Source organism: Alienimonas sp. DA493 (genome assembly GCF_043951915.1).
In the GTDB taxonomy this organism is placed as follows: Bacteria; Planctomycetota; Planctomycetia; order Planctomycetales; family Planctomycetaceae; genus Alienimonas.
This window is the reverse complement of record NZ_JBINJD010000098.1, coordinates 1-19,016: the sequence shown is the minus strand read 5'-3', so window position 1 is coordinate 19,016 and position 19,016 is coordinate 1. Positions and strand designations below refer to the sequence as shown.

Annotated in this window: 17 protein-coding genes and 2 pseudogenes; 10 read left to right on the top strand and 9 right to left on the bottom strand. The window is 70.6% G+C overall.

Going from position 1 to position 19,016, the window contains the following annotated elements:
• Nucleotides 1-73 precede the first annotated feature (73 nt).
• Nucleotides 74-253 carry a hypothetical protein gene (locus ACG2DA_RS14935; RefSeq protein ID WP_395256583.1) on the top strand — a complete coding sequence of 60 codons (180 nt, stop codon included), beginning with the start codon at nt 74-76 and terminating at the stop codon, nt 251-253.
• Between the two features lie 150 nt (nt 254-403).
• Here the strand turns inward: ACG2DA_RS14935 and ACG2DA_RS14930 are convergent, their stop codons facing one another.
• The 3 genes from ACG2DA_RS14930 to ACG2DA_RS14920 all read right to left on the bottom strand — a co-directional run bounded on the left by ACG2DA_RS14930 (nt 404) and on the right by ACG2DA_RS14920 (nt 4,112).
• Nucleotides 404-1,393, bottom strand: a complete 990-nt coding sequence (locus ACG2DA_RS14930) for a C-terminal binding protein (protein ID WP_395256582.1) — start codon at nt 1,391-1,393, stop codon at nt 404-406.
• Between the two features lie 133 nt (nt 1,394-1,526).
• Nucleotides 1,527-3,257 carry a hypothetical protein gene (locus tag ACG2DA_RS14925; RefSeq protein ID WP_395256581.1) on the bottom strand — a complete coding sequence of 577 codons (1,731 nt, stop codon included), beginning with the start codon at nt 3,255-3,257 and terminating at the stop codon, nt 1,527-1,529.
• Nucleotides 3,258-3,323: 66 nt separating this feature from the next.
• On the bottom strand, nt 3,324-4,112 hold the full coding sequence (locus ACG2DA_RS14920; protein WP_395256585.1) for a glycosyltransferase family 2 protein: 789 nt from the start codon (nt 4,110-4,112) through the stop codon (nt 3,324-3,326).
• A 288-nt stretch (nt 4,113-4,400) separates the two neighbouring features.
• On the opposite strand from ACG2DA_RS14920, the gene ACG2DA_RS14915 reads away from it, so the two are divergent.
• From ACG2DA_RS14915 to ACG2DA_RS14885, 7 genes and pseudogenes are all read left to right on the top strand, one after another.
• Entirely contained in the window at nt 4,401-5,009 is a 609-nt protein-coding gene (locus ACG2DA_RS14915) for a superoxide dismutase (protein ID WP_395256580.1), read from the top strand.
• 177 nt (nt 5,010-5,186) lie between these two features.
• The gene (locus ACG2DA_RS14910; protein WP_395256579.1) at nt 5,187-5,678 is read left to right on the top strand and encodes a hypothetical protein; all 492 of its coding nucleotides are present in this window, start codon (nt 5,187-5,189) and stop codon (nt 5,676-5,678) included.
• A gap of 78 nt (nt 5,679-5,756) precedes the next feature.
• Nucleotides 5,757-6,059 (top strand): annotated as a pseudogene (locus ACG2DA_RS14905) (FHA domain-containing protein); the annotation flags it as partial.
• A pseudogene (locus ACG2DA_RS14900) lies at nt 6,036-6,728 on the top strand (GAF domain-containing protein); the annotation flags it as partial. The pseudogenes ACG2DA_RS14905 and ACG2DA_RS14900, both read left to right, overlap by 24 nt.
• A gap of 234 nt (nt 6,729-6,962) precedes the next feature.
• The gene (locus ACG2DA_RS14895) at nt 6,963-7,514 is read left to right on the top strand and encodes a sensor histidine kinase (RefSeq protein ID WP_395256584.1); all 552 of its coding nucleotides are present in this window, start codon (nt 6,963-6,965) and stop codon (nt 7,512-7,514) included.
• Between the two features lie 209 nt (nt 7,515-7,723).
• A complete protein-coding gene (locus ACG2DA_RS14890) occupies nt 7,724-10,441 on the top strand; it encodes an MGH1-like glycoside hydrolase domain-containing protein (protein WP_395256578.1) in 2,718 nt (905 codons plus the stop codon).
• A gap of 18 nt (nt 10,442-10,459) precedes the next feature.
• The gene (locus ACG2DA_RS14885) at nt 10,460-10,939 is read left to right on the top strand and encodes an FxsA family protein (RefSeq protein WP_395256577.1); all 480 of its coding nucleotides are present in this window, start codon (nt 10,460-10,462) and stop codon (nt 10,937-10,939) included.
• Nucleotides 10,940-10,966: 27 nt separating this feature from the next.
• On the opposite strand, the gene ACG2DA_RS14880 is transcribed toward ACG2DA_RS14885, so the two are convergent.
• On the bottom strand, nt 10,967-11,917 hold the full coding sequence (locus ACG2DA_RS14880; RefSeq protein ID WP_395256576.1) for a hypothetical protein: 951 nt from the start codon (nt 11,915-11,917) through the stop codon (nt 10,967-10,969).
• A 118-nt stretch (nt 11,918-12,035) separates the two neighbouring features.
• Nucleotides 12,036-12,851 carry a DUF72 domain-containing protein gene (locus ACG2DA_RS14875; protein ID WP_395256575.1) on the bottom strand — a complete coding sequence of 272 codons (816 nt, stop codon included), beginning with the start codon at nt 12,849-12,851 and terminating at the stop codon, nt 12,036-12,038.
• A 132-nt stretch (nt 12,852-12,983) separates the two neighbouring features.
• Here ACG2DA_RS14875 and ACG2DA_RS14870 point away from each other — a divergent pair, with 132 nt between their 5' ends.
• Nucleotides 12,984-13,514 carry a DUF4240 domain-containing protein gene (locus tag ACG2DA_RS14870; RefSeq protein ID WP_395256574.1) on the top strand — a complete coding sequence of 177 codons (531 nt, stop codon included), beginning with the start codon at nt 12,984-12,986 and terminating at the stop codon, nt 13,512-13,514.
• A 36-nt stretch (nt 13,515-13,550) separates the two neighbouring features.
• Here ACG2DA_RS14870 and ACG2DA_RS14865 read toward each other — a convergent pair whose 3' ends face one another.
• The 4 genes from ACG2DA_RS14865 to ACG2DA_RS14850 form a co-directional block, all read right to left on the bottom strand.
• Nucleotides 13,551-14,498: an NAD-dependent epimerase/dehydratase family protein gene (locus ACG2DA_RS14865; RefSeq protein ID WP_395256573.1), complete on the bottom strand. Its 948-nt coding sequence runs from the start codon at nt 14,496-14,498 to the stop codon at nt 13,551-13,553.
• Between the two features lie 76 nt (nt 14,499-14,574).
• Entirely contained in the window at nt 14,575-15,996 is a 1,422-nt protein-coding gene (locus ACG2DA_RS14860) for a phytoene desaturase family protein (protein WP_395256572.1), read from the bottom strand.
• Nucleotides 15,997-16,067: 71 nt separating this feature from the next.
• A complete protein-coding gene (locus ACG2DA_RS14855) occupies nt 16,068-16,325 on the bottom strand; it encodes an acyl carrier protein (protein ID WP_395256571.1) in 258 nt (85 codons plus the stop codon).
• 43 nt (nt 16,326-16,368) lie between these two features.
• On the bottom strand, nt 16,369-17,652 hold the full coding sequence (locus ACG2DA_RS14850) for a beta-ketoacyl-[acyl-carrier-protein] synthase family protein (RefSeq protein ID WP_395256570.1): 1,284 nt from the start codon (nt 17,650-17,652) through the stop codon (nt 16,369-16,371).
• A gap of 213 nt (nt 17,653-17,865) precedes the next feature.
• Between ACG2DA_RS14850 and ACG2DA_RS14845 the strand changes: the two genes are divergently transcribed.
• Nucleotides 17,866-18,966: a hypothetical protein gene (locus ACG2DA_RS14845; RefSeq protein ID WP_395256569.1), complete on the top strand. Its 1,101-nt coding sequence runs from the start codon at nt 17,866-17,868 to the stop codon at nt 18,964-18,966.
• Nucleotides 18,967-19,016: the final 50 nt, after the last annotated feature.

Genomic DNA, 19,016 nt, shown 5'->3' with positions numbered 1-19,016 from the left:
GGAGCGACCGCCCCTCGCCGCGGCCCGGGGCAGGGTTGCGCCGCCCCGCGTTCCCCTGCCCCCGCTTGGTCCAATGTCGAACCTGCTGAACACCCTGTGGGACAACGTCTGTTGGTACGCGGCGTGGTACGCGAACTGGCTCCACGAGTTGTGGATCAACATCACCCCGATGGGCTACGTCGCCCTCTGCCTGACGGTCATCGGCATCGGCTGGCTGGCGCTGAAAAGCGGCGTGAAGGCCTTCGGGGCGTAGTGCCCCCAAGTCGCCCAACCAAGGCGGGTTGGGCCGTGGGTTCCGTGTCCGACAACCGCTTGCGGTTTCGCAGCGACGGAGAACTCTCGGGCGCCGCGAAACCGCAAGCGACGCCCGAAGCCGGTGAGGGCGCAACGGCTTGCCCGACGCTCAGTCGCCCGTCCGCCGTTCCCAGACGGCCGGATCCACGAGATGTTCCGGCCGGCGGCCGGACAGGACGTCGGCAACCTGTCGGGCGGCCCGGGTGCGGAGTTCGATCAGGCTCTCCCGGCTCAGGAACGCCGTGTGCGGGGTGACGAACGCCCGCGGGTGCCGGGCCAGCGGGTGCCAATCCTCAAGGCGCTCCCCCGGCGGCTCCGGCTCAAACACGTCCAGCCCGACCGCCGCCAGTCGGCCGCTCTCGAGCGCGGCGAGCACGGCGTCGGCGTCGATCAGCCCGCCGCGGGCGACGTTCAACAGGACGGCCCCCGGCTTCATCCGCTCCAGAAACGCCGCGTCGACCGTCCGGCGGGTCTCCGCCGTCAACGGGGCGTGCAGGGAGACGACGTCGCTGCGCTCCAGCAGTTCCTCCCGGGAAACCATTTCGCAGCCGGTCCCGCGGTCGTCGCCGCTGCGGTTTTCGCCGAGAACCGTCAGGCCGAAGGCCAAAGCCCGCTCCCGCACCGCGGCGGCGGTGCGGCCGAAGCCGATCAGGCCGATCGCATCCCCCGCCAGCCGCCGCAGGCCGCCGGCCCGGTCCGGGTCCCACTCCCCGGCCCGGACGGCGTTCACGCTGCCGACCACGTCCCGGCGGATCGCCAGCAGCAGGGCGAGGGTGTGATCGGCAACCTCCGGCACGCAGTAGTCCGGCACCCGCGTCACCGGGACACCCAGCCGGGCCGCGGCGGCGAGGTCGATGTTGTCGGTGCCCGTCCCCAGCCGGGCGACGACCCGCAGCGATTCCCCGGCCCCCTCCAGCACGGCGGCGGAGACCGTCGCCCAGCAGGTCAGCAGCCCGCTCGCCCCGGCGGCCTCCCGGGCGAGTGTCGCCTCGTCGTTCGCCGAGGCCCGGTCCAGCGTCGCCCCGACCCGCGCCAATTCCGCCCGCTCCACGGATAGGTCGTCCCAGGGGACGTCGGTGATGAGGACGCGATCGGGCATGAGCGAAGTCGAAGAACGATGAGCCCCGACCGTGAGGGAGGGGCCGCTCTCGGCGGTGCAAACGATTCGACGCGAACCGTCAACCGGCCACGTACGAACGGCCCCTCCCTCACGGTCGGGGCTCAGACGGCGGCTAACCGTTCAGAATCCCGGTGAGGAACGGCCGCAGCACCTCCTCGGGGAACACGGCGAAGCTGAACTCGCGGCTGGTCAGCAGCTTGTCGGCGGCGAGGCGCTCCTCCAAGTCGGCCAGCTCCGCCCGGGCGGCAGCGGACTGCTCCGCGACGAACTGGGCGAGGGCGGCGTTCACCGCGTTCAGTTCTTCCCGCCGGGCGGCGTTGGCGGGGGTGCGGGCCCGGCGTTCGGTGCGGCTCAGCCCGTGGACGGCGGCGTCCCGCTGCTCCGCGATCAACGCCTCCTTCCGGTCGATGAGCGATTGCGCGGCGACCGGCGGCGGGGTCGGCAGGTGCCGGTCCGGGTTGAACCGCAGGTCGCGGAGCCGGCGTTCCAAGGCGCCCACGCCCGCCGGATCCGCCCCGAAGGGTTCGGCGAACGGCAGCAGCGCCGTGGCGGAGACCGCGGCGTAGGCGGGCGGCTCGATTCCGAAGAACCGCCGGACGATGCCGTCCGTGACCGCGTCGTAGGTCGCCCCGCCGATGCCGTGCAGGAACAGGTCGCCCAAACAGAGCCGGGCGAACAGCGTCGTCGCCAGCGCCCGGGTCCGCAGCCGCACCCCGCGGGACGGGAGCCTCTTCAACGCCTCGACCACGCAGCAGGCGTCCATCGACTCCGACAGGGGGAACTCCACGAAGTCCTCCGCCTCGTCCGGCGGGCCGTCGGAGAGGGCCATCCGGTTCCGGCCGACGCTGCGGACGAACACCCGGCGGCGGGTCGGGTTCGACTCGTCCCAAACCCAGAACGGCAGTTCGATCGCCTCGCCGGCGGCTTTGGAGGCCACTCGCGACAGCGGCGGGACCGGGCGGTTCTCCGCCTTCACGCCGGCCCGGTCGCGGTAGTCGTCCAGGGCGGCGTTGTGGTCCTCCCGCAGCCGGGCCGCGTGGGCGATCAGATGGCCGGCGAACCAGAGGAACGGCTCCGACTCGCAGACGGCGCCGATCGGGATCTCCAGGTTCGACAGCCCCCACTCCCCCTCCACGCCCCGGCGGAAGGCCGTCAGCCGGTGGGCCAGCCGATCGCCGCAGCAGGCCCGCCCCCAGTGGTCGGCGGCGAGGGGCCGCAGGCCGAACGGCGCCAGCTTCTCGGCGAGCCGCAGGCCGAAGGAATCGAACAGGATTGGGTCGCGGACCGCGGCTTCGCTCCACGGGCGGGGGGAGCGGTCGGCGTCGAACGGCACGGACTCCACCGCCGGCGCCCGCCGCGTGCCGGCCGGAACCCGCACCCGCGTGCCGGGCAGCAGGTCGGAATCGATCACGAGGTTCAGCGCCGTGCCGCGGCTTTCCGGGGACGACAGCTGCCGGGCGACGCGGCCGAGGGCGAAGTTCTTCGCCCACACGCCGGGGTGAAACAGCTCCGGCTGGTGCCCGCCGGCGATTAGCGGGGCGGCGGGATCCGGGTCCTCGACCGTCACGCCCAGGGAGCGGGTGTAGAGGGCCGCCCCCGGCAGGATCGTCCGTCGCGTCCAGTCCCGCAGCGCCCCCAGCGGGCGGCCCTGCACGTTCAACCCGGCGGCGGCGGAACCGTCCGCGACCGCCGCCGCGTTCGCCTCCGCCAGCGCCGGCAGGGCCTCCAGCGGGGGCACGGACAGAATCGCCCGGTCCTCCCGCGGCACCCGCAGCGAGGGGGCGCCCGGCTCCAGAAAGGCGGCGGCGGTCGCGGGGCCGGCGGTCGTCAGGGCGGACTTCACAGGCGGGGGGAATCTGGGAGGAGTTCGCCGTCCTCGTGAACGTGAATGAGGACGGCGAACGGGCGGCTAATTCGGCAGGACGAGGAACGTCGCCGCGTCCGGCTCACGCGGCAACTGCGAATGCCGGGCCAACTCCGCCGAGAGCACGTCGCGGTAGTGGGCCAACCGGGCCGCCGACTTGTCCAGCGAGCCGCCGAAGCTGCGTTCCTCCTCAAGATACACGCGCGGCACCGGGTATTCCGCGATCTTCAGTCCCGCCGCGGCGGCCTGTACCCAAAGTTGCAGCGGCATGGCGTAGCCCGGGTCCGTGATCGCCAGCCGTTTCAGGGCGTCGACCCGGTACGATTTGAACCCGCAGAAGGCGTCCGTCAGCGTCACGTCCCAGACGGAGCCGAGCCGTTCGTTGAGGAATCGGGTGACGAGCCGGTTGATCGCCCGGCGATCCTCCGGGGCCTCGCTGTCGCCGGCGAACTCCGCGGCGTAGCGGCTGCCGGAGACCATGTCGACCGGGCCGGAGACGTGCTCCCCGTCGCCGTCCAAGGCCGCGGCGAGGTCCGGGATCAGGGCCGGCTGGTGCTGGCCGTCGCAGTCGATGGTGACGAGCCGGTCGTAGCCGAGGTCCACGGCGGCGTCGAACGCGGCGACGAGGGCGGCGCCGTAGCCGCGATTCTCCGGCTGATGCAGAACGACCAGTTCGCAACAGCCTTCCTCTTCAGCCCACTCGGCGGCCAGTTCGTCCAGCAACGGGCCGCTGCCGTCGGTGGAACCGTCGTCCACCGCGAGGATCGCGTCGGCGTAGCGCCGCACCTCGCCCAGCACGGGGCGCAGGTGGGTGACCTCGTTGTAGACCGGCAGGGCGGTCAGCGTGCGGGGGGAGGACGTAACGGGAACGCTCGCGGAGGGGGCGCGGGGGCGGGGGACGACCCGCCGGGGCGGAGGCGGTTCGCAAGTGTAAAGGCCTCGGCAAGCCCGACCACGCCCCGACTCCGCCGGAGGGGGTGGGGAGAACCCCCCGACGCCCGCGGGGAGAACGACAGTGATGGGGCCGGTTCCGCCGGCGAAGCCGAATGGGTCGGTTGTTCGTCCGGAACGGCGATTCCACAATGAGACCTACGGATCGTTTCCTCACGCCCGAGAACTCAGATGGCCTATACGACCCCCGATCTCCCCTACGCGTTCGACGCGCTGGAGCCGAACATCGACGCCCAGACGATGGAGATCCACCACGACAAGCACCACGCCGGCTACGTCTCCAAGCTGAACGCCGCCGTGGAGGGCACCGGGCTGGACAGCAAGCCGGTCGAGGAGCTGATCGCCGACCTCTCCGCCGTCCCGGCCGACAAGCAGAACGCCGTCCGCAACAACGGCGGCGGGCACGCCAACCACAGCCTGTTCTGGACGATCATGAAGCCGGGCGGCGGCGGGGAGCCCAGCGGGGCGCTGGCCTCCGCGATCGACGGCGCCTTCGGCAGCTTCGCCGCGTTCAAGGAGCAGTTCGAAGAGGCCGCCAAGACCCGCTTCGGCTCCGGCTGGGCCTGGCTGACGGTCGACGGCGGGAACCTGAAGGTGGAGAGCACCCCCAACCAGGACAGCCCGCTGATGGAAGGCCGCACGCCGATCCTCGGCCTGGACGTCTGGGAGCACGCCTACTACCTGAAGTACCAGAACAAGCGCCCGGACTACGTCTCCGCCTTCTGGAACGTGGTGAACTGGGACGAGGTCGGCCGCCGCTACGCCGAAGCCAAGGGCTGAGCCCCGATCAACCGGGCCTGCCCCCCCGCGGGCCCTGGAAATGAGGCTCCAAGAACGCGGGGCGGCGTTCGGCCGTCCGCCCCGTCGGCACGACCCGCACGGTCCCCCACGCTTTCCGGTCCGGCGCCGCCGGCGCCGGACCGGCGTGGGCGGATCGTGCGGGCCGATGCGTTTGGGGTGACGTTTTCGCCGCGATTCGCCGCGCTCGCCCTGTTCGTCGCCGCCGCCGCGACGACGCTCTGCGGCTGCGGCCTGCGCCGGCACCTCGCCCCGCGGCCGGACTACGACCTGCCGCTGGGATTCAGCGGCACCTACCGCTTCAACCTCGTACTGGCCGGCGAGGTGCCCGCCGGGCCGACGGACAAGGAAGCCCTCGCCCGCATGGACCGCGGCCCCGCCGCCGCTCCGGCCGGCCCGTTCGCGGCCCCGTTGTCGATCGCCCCGGCCGGGACCGCGGCCCCGCCGGAGCGGGGCCGTTACAGCGCCGTCCCGCCGGGCCTCGCCGCCCCGTCGGACCAGGGCCCGGCGTCGGACCGAGGCGCGGCGCCGGTCGAAAACATTGCCGAACCGCTTCCCGCCCCCGAACCGGTTCGCTCGGACGCCACCGCCCCGCCGCCGGACGATCCGGCGCCGATCGAGGGTCCGCTGGCGATGCGTCGTCGGCTATAATGCCGGACCGGAGGCCGCCCGACGCGACCGCCCCGCCATTTCGCTCCCGCCCCCTTCCCCCGACAACCCGACGCCCCGGTGACTGTCGGCACGCTGCTGGTGACCGTCGGCCCGGACGCCGGCCGAAGGTTCACCCTGCCGACCGCGGATCAGTCGGCCGTCGAGGCCGTGCCGGTCGGCATCGGCCGCGGGACGGCGAACCCCGTCCGCCTGCGGGATACGGAGGTCTCCCGCCGTCACGCCGTCGTCCGCTGCGGGGACGCCCGCTACGAGCTGTCCGACATCGGCAGTTCCAACGGCACGCTGCTCAACGGGACCAAGCTGAAGGGCCCCGCCCGCCTCACCGACGGGGACCGCGTGCAGGTCGGCCGCACGACGCTGCTGTTCTCCCGGCCCTCCTCCGACGACTCCCGGGCGGGGGTGAGCCTTGTCGGCTCCGCCACGGACGACCCGACGGGGGCGACGCTCTCTGCGCTGCCGGCCAGTTCCGGCCGGCGGGCGGCGACGCCGGTGGGCAACGCGGCGGCCACCCTGCAGGTGCTCTACCGCGTCACCGAGGAGGCCGTCCGCCCGACGCTCAACACGGAGCAGTTGCTCGGCCGGTTGTTGGACCTGGCGCTGGAAGCCGTGGGGGCCGAGCGCGGCTGCGTGCTGCTGACCGACTCCGAAGGGCGCCTCCGTCCCGCCGCCCGCCGCGACCGCGACCACGCCCGCAGCGACGCCGTCGGCAGTTTGGACGGCGGCTCGCCGGGCGCCAGCGGCCGGCCGATGCCGGTCAGCCGGTCGATCGCCGATCACGTTCTCAGCACGGGGCGGGCCCTGCGGACCGGCAACGCCGCCCACGACTCCCGATTCGACCCGACCCAGAGCATCATGGCCGCCGGTGTGCGGGAGGCCCTCTGCGTGCCGCTGCGGGGCCGGGACGACGTGGAGGGGGTGATGTATCTCGACACCACCGCCGACGCCGGCTCCAGCATTCTCAACCCGCTGCCGGAACGCTTCACGGACGATCATCTCCACATGCTGCTGGCCGTCGGCCGACAGGCGGCGCTGGCGGTGGAGGCGGTCCGCTATCAAACGGCGCTGGTGCGGGCCGAACGGCTGGCGGCGGTCGGGCAGACGATCTCCGCCCTGTCGCACCACATTAAAAACATCCTGCAGGGCCTGGGCGGCGGCGGGCACCTGGTGAAGACCGGGCTGGACCGCCACGACGAGGAACTGGCCCGGCAGGGCTGGGAGATCGTGGAGCGGAACCAGCAGCGAATTCTGCACCTCGTCACGGACATGCTCACGTTCGGCAAGGACCGCCGGCCGGAGCTGGAGCGGGGCGACGTCGCCGCGACCGTGGCCGACGCCGTCGGGCTGGCCCGGGCCCGGGCGGCGGAGGTGGGGGTGAGCGTCGAACTGGACGCCGCCGCGGTGCCGCCCGCCTGGTTCGACGCCGACGCGATGCACCGGGCCGTGCTGAACGTCGCGCTGAACGCCGTCGACGCCGCCGCCGAGGGCCGCGACGCCCGCGGCGGCTCCGGCGGCCTGGTGCGGATCGCCACCGCCCACTGGCCGGAGTCGGACTACGTGGGGGTGAACATCGCCGACGACGGCCCCGGCGTCCCGCCGCACCGGGCGGAGGCGATCTTCGAACCGTTCGAGAGCGGCAAGGGCAGCAAGGGCACCGGCCTGGGCCTGGCCGTCAGCCGTAAGATTCTGCGGGAGCACGGCGGGGACATCACCGTGGAGAGCCGCGGCGTCGGCGAGGACCACCGCGGCGCCACCTTCCACCTCGCCTGGCCCCGCCACGACGACGACCGCTCCATCGGCGAGACCCGCGCCGACTGACCGCGGTCGGTCCGCCCGTCCCCGCCGCCGGGCGTCGGCGGACGTCTCGACGGGCGTTGTGTCGCGCGTCGTGCCGGGCGCCGCGACGAGGCGCACCCGCGGTCGCCGCGTCGCATCTTCGCGGGGCGGTTCGGGAACGGGGGCGGCCGGGCTACCATTCCGCCCCCGACCGCCTCGCACCACGCCCGTTCTCTCCGCTCCCGCCCCGCATGCAGCCCAGCGGCACGTCCGTCGAAAGCCAGCGGCTCTCCGCCGCCGTCGCCCGAGTTCCCGGCAGTAACTGGCAGCGTTGGGGCCCCTACCTGTCCGAGCGGCAGTGGGGCACCGTCCGCGAGGACTACTCCGCGGACAGCAACGCCTGGAAGTACCTCCCACACGACCACGCCCGCAGCCGGGCCTACCGCTGGGGCGAGGACGGGCTGATGGGCTTCACCGACCGCGAATGCCGCCTCTGCTTCAGTTTGGCGCTGTGGAACGGGGAGGACGGCATCCTCAAGGAGCGCCTGTTCGGCCTCGACGGCCGCGAGGGCAACCACGGGGAGGACGTCAAGGAGTGCTACTACTACCTCGACGCCACCCCGACCGCGTCCTACTGCAAGGGGCTCTATAAATACCCGCACGCCGCCTTCCCCTATCGGGAACTGCTGGAGGAAAACGCCCGCCGCGGCCGGGACGTGCCGGAATACGAACTGACCGACACCTCCGCCTTCGACCGCGGGCACTGGGACGTGCTGTGCGAGTACGTCAAAGGCAGCCCGAACGATATTTTAATCCGGCTGACGATCACGAATCACGGGCCGCTCAATACGCTGCACCTGATTCCTCAACTTTGGTTCCGCAACACCTGGAGCTGGGGCCGGGACGGACAGGAGGGCGCTTGGCCCCGGCCGGATATCCGCCTCGACCGCAACGCCGGCTGCCTGCGGACGGAGCACGCCAGTCTGGAGCCGTTTAATTTCTGGGCCGGCCCCGGCATGCGGGGCAAGAAGCCCCGCTGGCTGTTCACGGACAACGAAACGAACCGGTCCGTCCTGTTCAACGCGGACAACCCCGACCCGTACTGCAAAGACGCCTTCCACCGTCTGATCGTGCACGCGGAAAAGGGCGTCGTGAAACGGGCCCGCTCCGGCACGAAGGCCGGCGCGCACTATAAACTTCGGGTGAAAGGCGGCGGCGAGGCGGTCGTCGAACTGCGGCTCTCCAACGAATCGGAGAGCCCGGAGGAGCCGTTCGGCCCCGAGTTCGACGAACTGTTCGACCGCCGCCGCGCGGAGGCGGACGCGTTTTACGACGCCAAATATCCCTCCGGCATGTCGGAGGGCGACCGCATGATCTGTCGGCAGGCGGACGCCGGGCTGATCTGGACGAAGCAGTTTTATTACTACGTCGTCAACGACTGGCTGGAAGGCGACCCGGCCCAGCCGCCGCCCGCGGACAAGCGGAAGGTCGGGCGGAACAGCGAGTGGACGCACCTGTTCAGTCGGGACATCCTCACGATGCCCGACAAATGGGAGTACCCCTGGTTCGCCGCGTGGGATACGGCGTTTCACTGCGTGGCGTTCGCCAAGCTCGACCCGTTCTTCGCCCGGGATCAGCTCATCCTGTTCCTGCGGGAGTGGTATATGCACCCCAACGGGCAGATTCCCGCCTACGAATGGAACTTCAGCGACGTCAACCCGCCGGTGCACGCCTGGGCGGTGTGGCGGGTCTATCAGATGAGCGGCGAGCCCGGCAAACGCGACCGCGCGTTCCTCGCCCGGGCGTTCCAAAAGCTGTTGATGAATTTCACCTGGTGGGTGAACCGCAAGGACCCGACCGGCCGCAACGTGTTCGGCGGCGGCTTTTTAGGGCTCGATAATATCGGGGTGTTCGACCGTTCCAAGAATCTGCCGGAGGGCGGGCACCTGGAGCAGGCCGACGGCACCGCCTGGATGGCGTTTTATTGCGCCTCGATGCTGTCGATCGCGTTCGAACTAGCCAGCGAAGACCCGGTGTACGCCGACGTCGCCAGCAAGTTCTTCGAGCACTACATCGCCATCGGGCACGCGATGAACACCGTCGGCGGGTCCGGCCTGTGGGACGAGGAGGACGGCTTCTATTACGACCGCCTCATCTGCGGAGAGCGGGCCTTCACGATGAAGCTCCGCAGTATGGTCGGCATTATTCCGCTCTTCACCGTCGACGTGCTGGAAGACGCGGTGATCGACCGGCTGCCGAACTTCCGCAAGCGGATGCGGTGGTTCCTGAAGAACCGCAAGGAGATGCTGGAGGGCCTCGCCTATATGGAGCAGGACACCGCCGAGGGCGAGCACGGCCTGCGGCTGCTCAGCGTGCCCACGCGGGAGAAGCTGGAGCGCATCCTCGCCTACGTCCTCGACGAGGAGGAATTCCTCAGCCCGTACGGGGTGCGGAGCATGTCCAGGATTTACGACAAGGAGCCGTACGTTTTTAAACTCGACGGAGCCACCCACGAGGTCCGCTACACCCCCGCCGAGAGCCGCACCTCGATGTTCGGCGGGAACAGCAACTGGCGGGGGCCGGTCTGGTTCCCGCTCAATTTCCTGCTGATCGAAGCCCTCCAGCGGTTCCACCGCTATTACGGCGACGAGTTCCAAATCGAATGCCCCACCGGCAGCGGCACGACGATGACGCTCGCCGAGGTCGCTCAGGAAATCGAACGCCGGCTCATCTCGCTGTTCCAGCCGGACGAGCAGGGCCGCCGCCCCTGTCACGGCGAGGAGGTCCGCTACGCCGAGGACCCGGCGTGGCAGGACCTGATCCTGTTCTACGAGTACTTCGACGGCGACAACGGCCGCGGTTGCGGGGCCAGCCACCAGACCGGCTGGACCGCGCTGGCCGGCTTCATGTTGGAGCACGTCGGCGGCCGCGGCGAAGCGGACGACCTTGGTTCCGGCATGGAACGATAGGCCCAGGGAACCGCCCGTATGCTCGCCCGCCTCGCCCTGCTGTTTGTTCTGGTTCCCGCCGCGGAACTGGCGCTGCTCTATTGGCTGGCGGGATATATCGGCTTCTGGCCGGAGATCGCGCTGATCGTGTTCACCGGGCTGACCGGGGCGGCGCTGGCCCGCTATCAGGGGGCGGCGACGCTGCGTCGCCTCAGGAAGGACGCCGCCGCGGGCCGCCCCCCGGCCGACGCCGCGATCGACGGCGTGCTGATCCTCATCGCCGGGGCGTTCCTGCTCACCCCGGGCCTGATGACGGACGTCGCCGGGTTCAGCCTGCTGATCCCGGGGCTGCGTCGGCAGATCAAGCGCGGAGCCGCGAACTATTTAAAATCCCGGATCACGATGTCCTTCGCCACGTTCGTCCCGCCGGAGCGGCGACCGGACGTGGTCGTCGTCGAACCGAACCGGCTCGACGGAAAACAGCCGCGACCGGGGGAGGAGCCCCCCAATCGCGGCTGAGCGAGACCGTCTCGGATCGTTCGCGGCTCAGTACAGCGAGTACACCTTCGGATCGTCGACCACGAACGGGGTGCCCCACTCCACGCCGTTGTTCTTGCTGAGGGAGTTGAAGAACAGCGTGACGAACTGCTCGGCCCGGAAGCCGTAGGGGAAGGCGCTGCCGACGTGGTCGGCGACGGTCAGTTCGTCCACGCCCTCGGAGAGGTAATAGTGAACGCGGCCGTCCGGGGTGAAGCTCATGCCGACCGTCCACCAGCCCGGCTTGGTGATAACCGGGCCGCGATAATCGTTGCCCTGGTTGTTGCCGCGGATAATCCAGGCGGCGCAGGGCTCGCTCCGATCGTCCAGACCGCGGGGCAGGTACTGGATGAACATGCCGGGCCAGTAGGGCTCGGTGGTCTGCACGCTGCGGGTGAAGATGAACTTGCCCTTCTGCTCCGAGGTGGTCGTCCGGCAGGCGCCGCGGATGCCGAAGTGGCTGCCTTTATAGGTGCTCCAGTCTTCCCACGCCGGCATCCAGACGCGGACGGTGAAGTTGGGGGAGCGGCTGACCGGGATCTGCCCGACCTTCTGGGAGCAGTTCAGGATCAGGTCGTCCTGCATCGGCTCGTAGCTGGTGCGGCCGGGAATGCCGCTGTTGAGCGTGCAGATCAGCAGGCTCCCCTTGCTGCCCGGCAGGCCGCCCGGGGGGGTGGGGATCCGGAGAATATGGTCCGGCATGCCCCGCTTCATGGACTCCGCCCAGAAGCCGTTGGCGCTGCGGCCGGCGGGGTAGCGGCGCTGGTTGTCGTCCTCGTTGGAGGACTTCGGGCTGTTGGGGATCCAGGTCCAGTCTTCGGCCTCGAAGTCGTCCAACGCCTGGGTCAGCAGCTTGCCGCTGCCGGGGACCACCCCCTGCGCCCGCGCCGCGGGCAGGGTGGCGGAGACGGCGCAGATCGCCGCGGCGGCGATCAGAAGACGGCGGGCGGGGCGCAACACGGCGGCGATCCGATGGAACAGACGGTGGTCGTCTTCCCACAATCGGCCGACCAGGCCGTAAACCCGACACTTGGGGCGCGAGCGATCCCCCGGCGCCAGTCGTTCGCGGCGGGGCGCCTCAGTCGAACAGGTCCGCCTGGGCCTTCGCCTCGTCCCCCGGCAGACTCACGCCCGTCAGTCCGGCGAACCGCCGCAGCGTGGCGGGGGCGTGCCCGGCGAAATCGTTGTTGCTGAGAACCCACGCCGTCGCCGGGCCCCCCTCGCCGAACCGGCCGGAAGCGATCGCCCGCTGCAGGCGGTCCCGCCACCAGGTCAGGCGGGGGGTGGGGTCGAACAATTCATGGTCCTCCGACTCGAATCGTCCGTGCTTGCCGAGCAGGCGGACGTACAGGAAGTCCGCCGTCGGCACGATCCCCGCCGCCGCCGGCAGGTCGTCCAGGTCGGCCGCGACCAACGCCGCCCCGTGGGCCCGCAGCGCGCGATAGACCGGCGGGACGAGCCAGGAGGCGTCCCGAAACTCGACGGCGAACCGCACTTCGTCGTGCGGCAGGCCGGCAAGCAACCGCTCCAGCGCCGGCAACTCGCCCACGCCGTGGTGCGGGCCGAACTGGAGCAGCACCGCGCCCAGCTTCGGCCCCATCTCGACGGCGGACTCCAGGAACGCCGCCAGCGGGTCGGCGGCGTCCTTCAGGGCGACGTCGTGCGTGACCGCCCGCGGGGCCTTCAGGCTGAACCGGAAGTCGTCCGGCACCTTCGCCGCCCAGTCCCGCACCCGCTGGCGGGTGGGCGCCGCGTGGAAGGTGGCGTTCAGTTCGATCGCGTCGAACCGCGTGGCGTAGTGCGACAGCCACTTCGACTGCGGCAGCCCCGGCGGAAAGAACGCCCCCCGCCAACCGCGGTTGTAGTAGCCCGTCGCCCCCAGTCGCCACCGCACCGCCCGGTCCCCGCGAAGTCGTGTTTCCTCAATAGATCCCCCCCAACATAGCGCCGACGGGGCGGCGGGGCGGCGAACGGGATATCGTGGGCACGTCGCGTTTCGCTCCCGCTCCCCAACCGGATCGCTCTCATGGACGAAGTTCGCTTCTGGCAGATGATCGACGCCGCCTGGGAGGCCTCGCCGGAGAACGCGGCGTTCCGCACCGAATTGGAAGGGACGATCGGCGACGAAGCCAAGCGGGAGGCCTTCGTGGAACGTTATTTCGACGAGGACAACCTCGGCATGATCCCGGAGGAGGACGTATTCCTCGAAGCGCTGCAACGCGACCTGGAAACGCTCTCCGAGGAGGACCTGATCGCGTTCGACCGGATCCTCGAACAGAAGCTGTACGACATCGACCGCGAGGAGGTGCACGAGGCGACGGACGGCTCCGACGACGGCTTCCTCTACTGTCGCGGGTTCATCGTGGCCTGCGGCCAAGCGTTCTACGAAGCGGTCGACCGCGTGCCGGAGAACGCCCTGTGCGACTTCGAATGCGAGGAGTTCTGCTACCTCCCGCACGAAGTCTACGAGGAGCGGTTCGGCGGGGAGTTGCCGGACTCCGGAATCAGCCGGGAATCGTGCAGCAACTCCGACGCTTGGCCGAGCCTCGGCAAATAGGCCGGCGACCGACGCCGCCGCGGGCGGGTCGCCGGCTCAGCCGTTCTCGGCGAACCAGGCGACGGTCTCGGCGATGCCGACCTCCATCTTCACCCGGGGCTCCCAGCCCAGCTCCGCCGCCGCCTTGGCCGGGGAGACGATGCTGCTGCGGAGGTCGCCGTCGCGGGGCGGGCCGTGGGAGGGCGTCGGCAGGTCGACGCCCGGCCGCGTCGCCTTCACCCCGGCGATCACGGCGTCCGCCAGTTCGTTCACGTCGGCGCCGACGGCGGTGCCGACGTTGAACGCGCTGAAGCCCTTCGGCAGCTCGCCGGTCAGCGCCGCGACGTTCGCCGCGGCCACGTCGGAAACGTGCACGTAGTCGCGGACGTACTTGCCGTCGCCGTTGATCGTGATCGGCTGCCCGGCCAGCAGGTTCTTGGCGAAGATGGCGACCACGCCGGCCTCGCCGTGCGGGTTCTGGCGGGGGCCGTAGACGTTGCTGTACCGCAGGGCAGCGGTCGTCAGGCCGTACTGCAGGGCGTAGAACCGCAGGTAGTCCTCGCCGGCCTTTTTGGTGATGCCGTAGGGGGCGATCGGCAGCAGGGCGTGCTCCTCGTCGGCCGGCTCCGTCACGTCGCCGTACAGCGCCCCGCCGGTGCTGGCGAAGGTGATGCGGTCCACGCCCGCCCCGCGGGCCGCCTCGCAGACGTTGAGCAGACCGACGACGTTCGTCTCCGCGTCGAACACCGGCTCCCGCACGCTGCGGGAGACGCTCATCTGGGCCGCCTGGTGGCAGACGCGGTCCGGCGACTCCTTGGCGAACGCCTCACGCACCGCGGCGGCGTCGCGGATGTCGGCGACGTACAGCGGCACGTCGTCCGGCAGATTGTCCCGCGCCCCGCTGCTGAGGTCGTCCAGGACCGCCGCCTCGTGACCGGCGGCCAACAGCCCGTCCACGATATGCGAGCCGATGAACCCGGCTCCGCCGGTGACGAGAATCTTCATGGAGGACGGGAACGAGCGAATCAGGGGCGGTGAACGGTCAAACCCTAAACGGAGCGAAAACCGCCCGTCCAGCGGGTCATGTGAGAAGTCGGTTGGCAATCGAAACGCCGGACAGCATCGCCCCGACAATCCCGAGGTAGCCCTGGTCCGTCCCGATGACGTGCAGCCCGTCCAACCCGGTCCGCCCGTCCCGCAGCTTCGTCGCGGAGCCGTACACCGCCCCGTTCGGGTGCCCGGTGAAGCGGGTGATCGTCTTGGGGGTGAACACATCCGTGTCCAGCACCCGCCCCGCCTCGGCCCCGGTCAGGTCCGGCAGCACGCCGAAGTCCCGCCCCGCGTCCAGCGCCGCGGCGTGCCAGCGGGCCTTTTCGTCTTGATAGACGTCCGGTTCGAGCCCGGCCCAATACTGCGGGTTCGCCAGCACGGTCAGTCGCAGGCAGCCTTCGGCGTGCGGTTCGTCGTATTGATAATTGTCCGGCGAGCAGGCGATGCCGCTGGTGAGGTCGCAGGGTTCCTCGGGGTTGGCGTAGCGGAAGCGGTCGCCGGTCCGGGGGTCGCGGGTGGAATAGAAGGTGACGGTGTCGTCGTAGCCCAGCTCCCCGGCGGGGCGGTCCAGCACGCTGATGCTCTCCACGAAGGAAAGCGGCCCCGGGTCGGTCGGCAGTTCGGCGGCGTCGCCGGCCAACTCGGCCGTTTGCGGCAGACCGGCGGAGGAGAGGACGTGGGGGGCGTCGATCTCCGTCCCGTCGTCCAGCGTCACGCCGACGGTTTTGCCGCCGGAGGAGCGGATTTCCTTCACCCCGTGCCGCAACCACAGGTCCCCGCCGAGCGCTTTATACCGACGGACGAGCGTTTTGAGGATCGGCTTCACCCCGTCGTGCGGACGGCCGAAACCCTCGCGGTACAACGCCCGCCAGAGGATCGCGAACTGCCGCCAGTCGCAGTCGTGCGGGGTGGGACTGCCGTAGAACAGCACCGGGGCGAACAGCAGGTCTTCGAGCAGCGGGTCGGTAATAAATTCCCGCACCCGGTCGCGGCTGGGAAGGAAACCGGGGGACTCGTCGAAGGTGTCCGCCGCCATGGCGGCGGCGTCGAGCTTGTTAAATCCGTCGACCTGCTCCGGGAACCGCTCGGTGACGTCGCTTTGCAGGCGCTCGAAATCGTTCGTGAACCGCAGGTCGGCCCCCGGCATCACCACCCGGCTGCCGCATTGCGGTTTGAGGTCGAACTCGTCCCAGGAGATGCGGAGTTGCCGCAACAATTTCGCCAGCGGACCGAGCGGCTTGAGCGTCGGCGGCCGGAAGTTCGTGACCGCGTGCAGCCCCACGTCGTGCCGGCGCCCGCGGAGCTGATAAAAGCTGTTCAGCCCGCCGATCGTGGTGTGGCGTTCAAGAATCGCCACCCGCTTTTCGTAATGCGCCAGCCGAATCCCCGCGGCGAGCCCGGACAGGCCGGCGCCGATGATCAGGACGTCGTATTGAGAAGCGGGGGAGGCCATGCCGTAGGGTCCGCTCTGCGGACCGTCTCGAGTGGCTTACGCTGTGAGATAAACGATCCGCATAGCGGACCCTACACCGGCGTGTCCGCCAGCTTCGGTTCGAGATAATCGACCGTGCCGTCCATCGTGTTGAGGTTGGGATAATCCTCCTCGGGGATCTGCACGCGGTAGCGTTTGCGCAGCTCCATGACGATGTCCAGGAAGTCCATGGAGTCCAGCTCCATCTGCTCCCGGAACGGTTCGCTGTCGTTCAGTTCGGAGAGGTCCTCGTCCGGGGCGATGTTCTCGAGGATGTCGAGGATCACCCCGCGGATTTCGGGACGGGTCATACGAGCACGTTGTAAAAAGGTTCGACTTCGGTTCGCCCGCGACTCAGTTCGCCCACGCGGAGGCGACGTCGTTCGGCGGACGCTTCACGATCACGACGGAATTAATTCCCAGCATGCCGAACGAATTGTTCAGCACGTGGTCCACGCGGCCGACCCGCCGGGGTTCCTCGGCGACGAGGTTCGGGACCGGGCACCTGGGGTCCGGGTTCGGGCAGTTGATGGTCGGGTGCACCACGCCGTCTTCGAAACTGGGCAGGTTGCCGAGCAGCTCCAGCACCCCGGCGGCGCCCATCGCGTGGCCGATGAAGGATTTCGTGTTATTGACCGCCGGCGGGGTCGAGCAGTCGCCGAACACGCTGCCGATCGCGGTCGCTTCCTCGATGTCCCCCTGCACCGTGGCGGTGGCGTGGGAGGAGAGGAGGTCGATCTCCTCCGGCCCCAGTCCGGCCCGCTCCAGGCCCATCTCCAGGCAGCGGGCCTGCCCGTCGCGGCTGGGGAGGACGAAGTCGCTGGCGTCGCTGTTCATCGCGTGGCCGACGATCTCCCCGTAGACCTTGGCGCCGCGCTTCCTGGCGGAGTCGAGCCGCTCCAGGGTGACGATCCCGCCGCCCTCGGCGACGACGATGCCCTTGCGGTCCTGGTCGAACGGCCGGCAGGCCTGGGCCGGGGAGCCGTCCGTCCCGCAGCAGGCCAGCGCTCCCTGGGCGGCGAAGGAGGCGAAGATGCCGAAGGTGTGGATGCTCTCGCTGACGCCGCCGCACAGGGCCATGTCGACCTCGCCCAGCCGCAGCATTTGCAGGCCCTGGATCAGCCCGGCGTTGCCCGCGGCGCAGGCGGCGCCGAGCGTCAGGTGCGGGCCGGTGATCTTCAGGCTCAGCGTCACCTCGCCCGCCGGGTTGTTGGCGACGGTGCGGGGGTTGTGGTGGTGGCTCCAGACTTTGGTGTCGTAGTCGAACTGGGAAATCTCGTAGATTTCGTTTTCCGTCTCGACGTTGCCGTGCTCGGTGATGCCGAGGTAGACGCCGACGCGTTCCTTGTCCATCTCCTCGAACGGCAGACCGCTGTCGGCGATGGCCTCGTGGGCGCAGTAGACGGCGACGGAGCCGGCCCGGGTGCCGCGGCGGACCTCGCGGCGGTTCTGGTGGCGGAGCGGGTCGAAATCGCACACGCCGGCCAGCACCGGGGGCATGTAACGGGTTTCGAAGGGGACCACGCCGCTTTTGCCGGCCAGCAGCGAGGCGCGGTATTCCGCGAGGCTGTTGCCGTTGGGCGCAGTCATCCCCACGCCGGTGATGACGATCCGCTCATGGTCGGGGCGGTCGGGCATCCGGGGCGACGCTGAAAAGGAACCGGGGCGAGGTGCGGAGCGACGGCCGGGCGTTCGCACGGGGCGAAACGCGGGCGACCGGAACGCGGACGGGGGAAGCGGGGGATGCTACAGGCCGAGGGGGCGCTCGGCCACGGCCCCGCGAAATGATTGACGCAAGGGTGACGCACCCGGCGCACGCGCGTCCGCCGATGACGTTGCGTTCACCGAAAGATGACCGACCGGGCCGATGAAGAACCGCCTCGGTTTGCGGACGCGGCCGGCGCCCGCCGGGCCGGTCTTGCCTCGGAGCCGGCCGGCGGACTAGCACCCGCGGCGTTCCCCAGTTCCCCCCTTCCCTCGACGCCGAACGCCGCGATGTGGTGCCCGAGTTGCCGCCGTGACGTCGCCGCGACCGCCGACGCGGGCGGACCGGATGGCGAGGGCTCCGCGGTGTGCGTCTCCTGCGGCGGCCCGGTCGTCGCCGGTCGCCCGACCGCCGCTGCGACGGACGAACCGCCCGCGGCCAAGCGGGCCCGCGAACTGCTGGACAAGTGGAGCCACCTGTTCGAGGAGGGCGGCGCCGCCAAGCTCGCCGAGGATTACGAACGCCGCGAGGCCGCCCTCGCCCCGCCCCGAGCGGAACCGCAACCGCAACCGCAACCGCAACCGCAATCGCAATCGGCTGCTGAGGAGAAGTCGGTCGCCGCGGCGGTTGCCGTCGCGGAGCGCCCGAAGCGGACGCCGACCGTCCGCACCCAGCCGCCGCAGTGGCGGTTCGACGCCGAACACGGCACCCCCGCCGAGGCCGCCGCCGGCCGGTCCGCCGAGAACCGAGCCGCCGACGCCGGCGCCGCGGTCTCGCCGCCGCACAAGGTGCCGCTCAGCGCCCCACGGGTGCACGCCGGCCACACGCCCGGCCCCGCCGCCCCGCATTTCGATCCGGTCGCCGCCGGCGCCTTCGGCGGCGGCCCGGCCCGCACCGCCGGCCCGCTGGGCCAGTTGCTGGCCTACGGCGGAGTGCTCGGCCTGACGGTCGGCGGGGCGTTCATCGTCTGGAGCTACTTCGGCGGTCCCCCCGGCTACGCCCCGACCGGCTGGTTGCTGACCACCGCCGGCCAAATGCTGCTGTTCCTCGGCATCGTCACCCTGATCGCCGGCGGGATGGACAAGACGACCCACGAGGTCCGCACCCGCATCGAAACTCTCGGCGGCAGCCTCGCCCGGATCGAGCAGGCCCAGCGGCAGGCGATGAAGGCCCCGCACATCCCCGCGGAGGCGTTCGCCGGCGAGGCGTCCGCCACGGCCAAACAGCGGGAAACCGCGTCCGCCTGAGTTCCGGGCTGAACTCCGTGACGTGAGCCCGAAGCGCGAGCGAGGGGGGG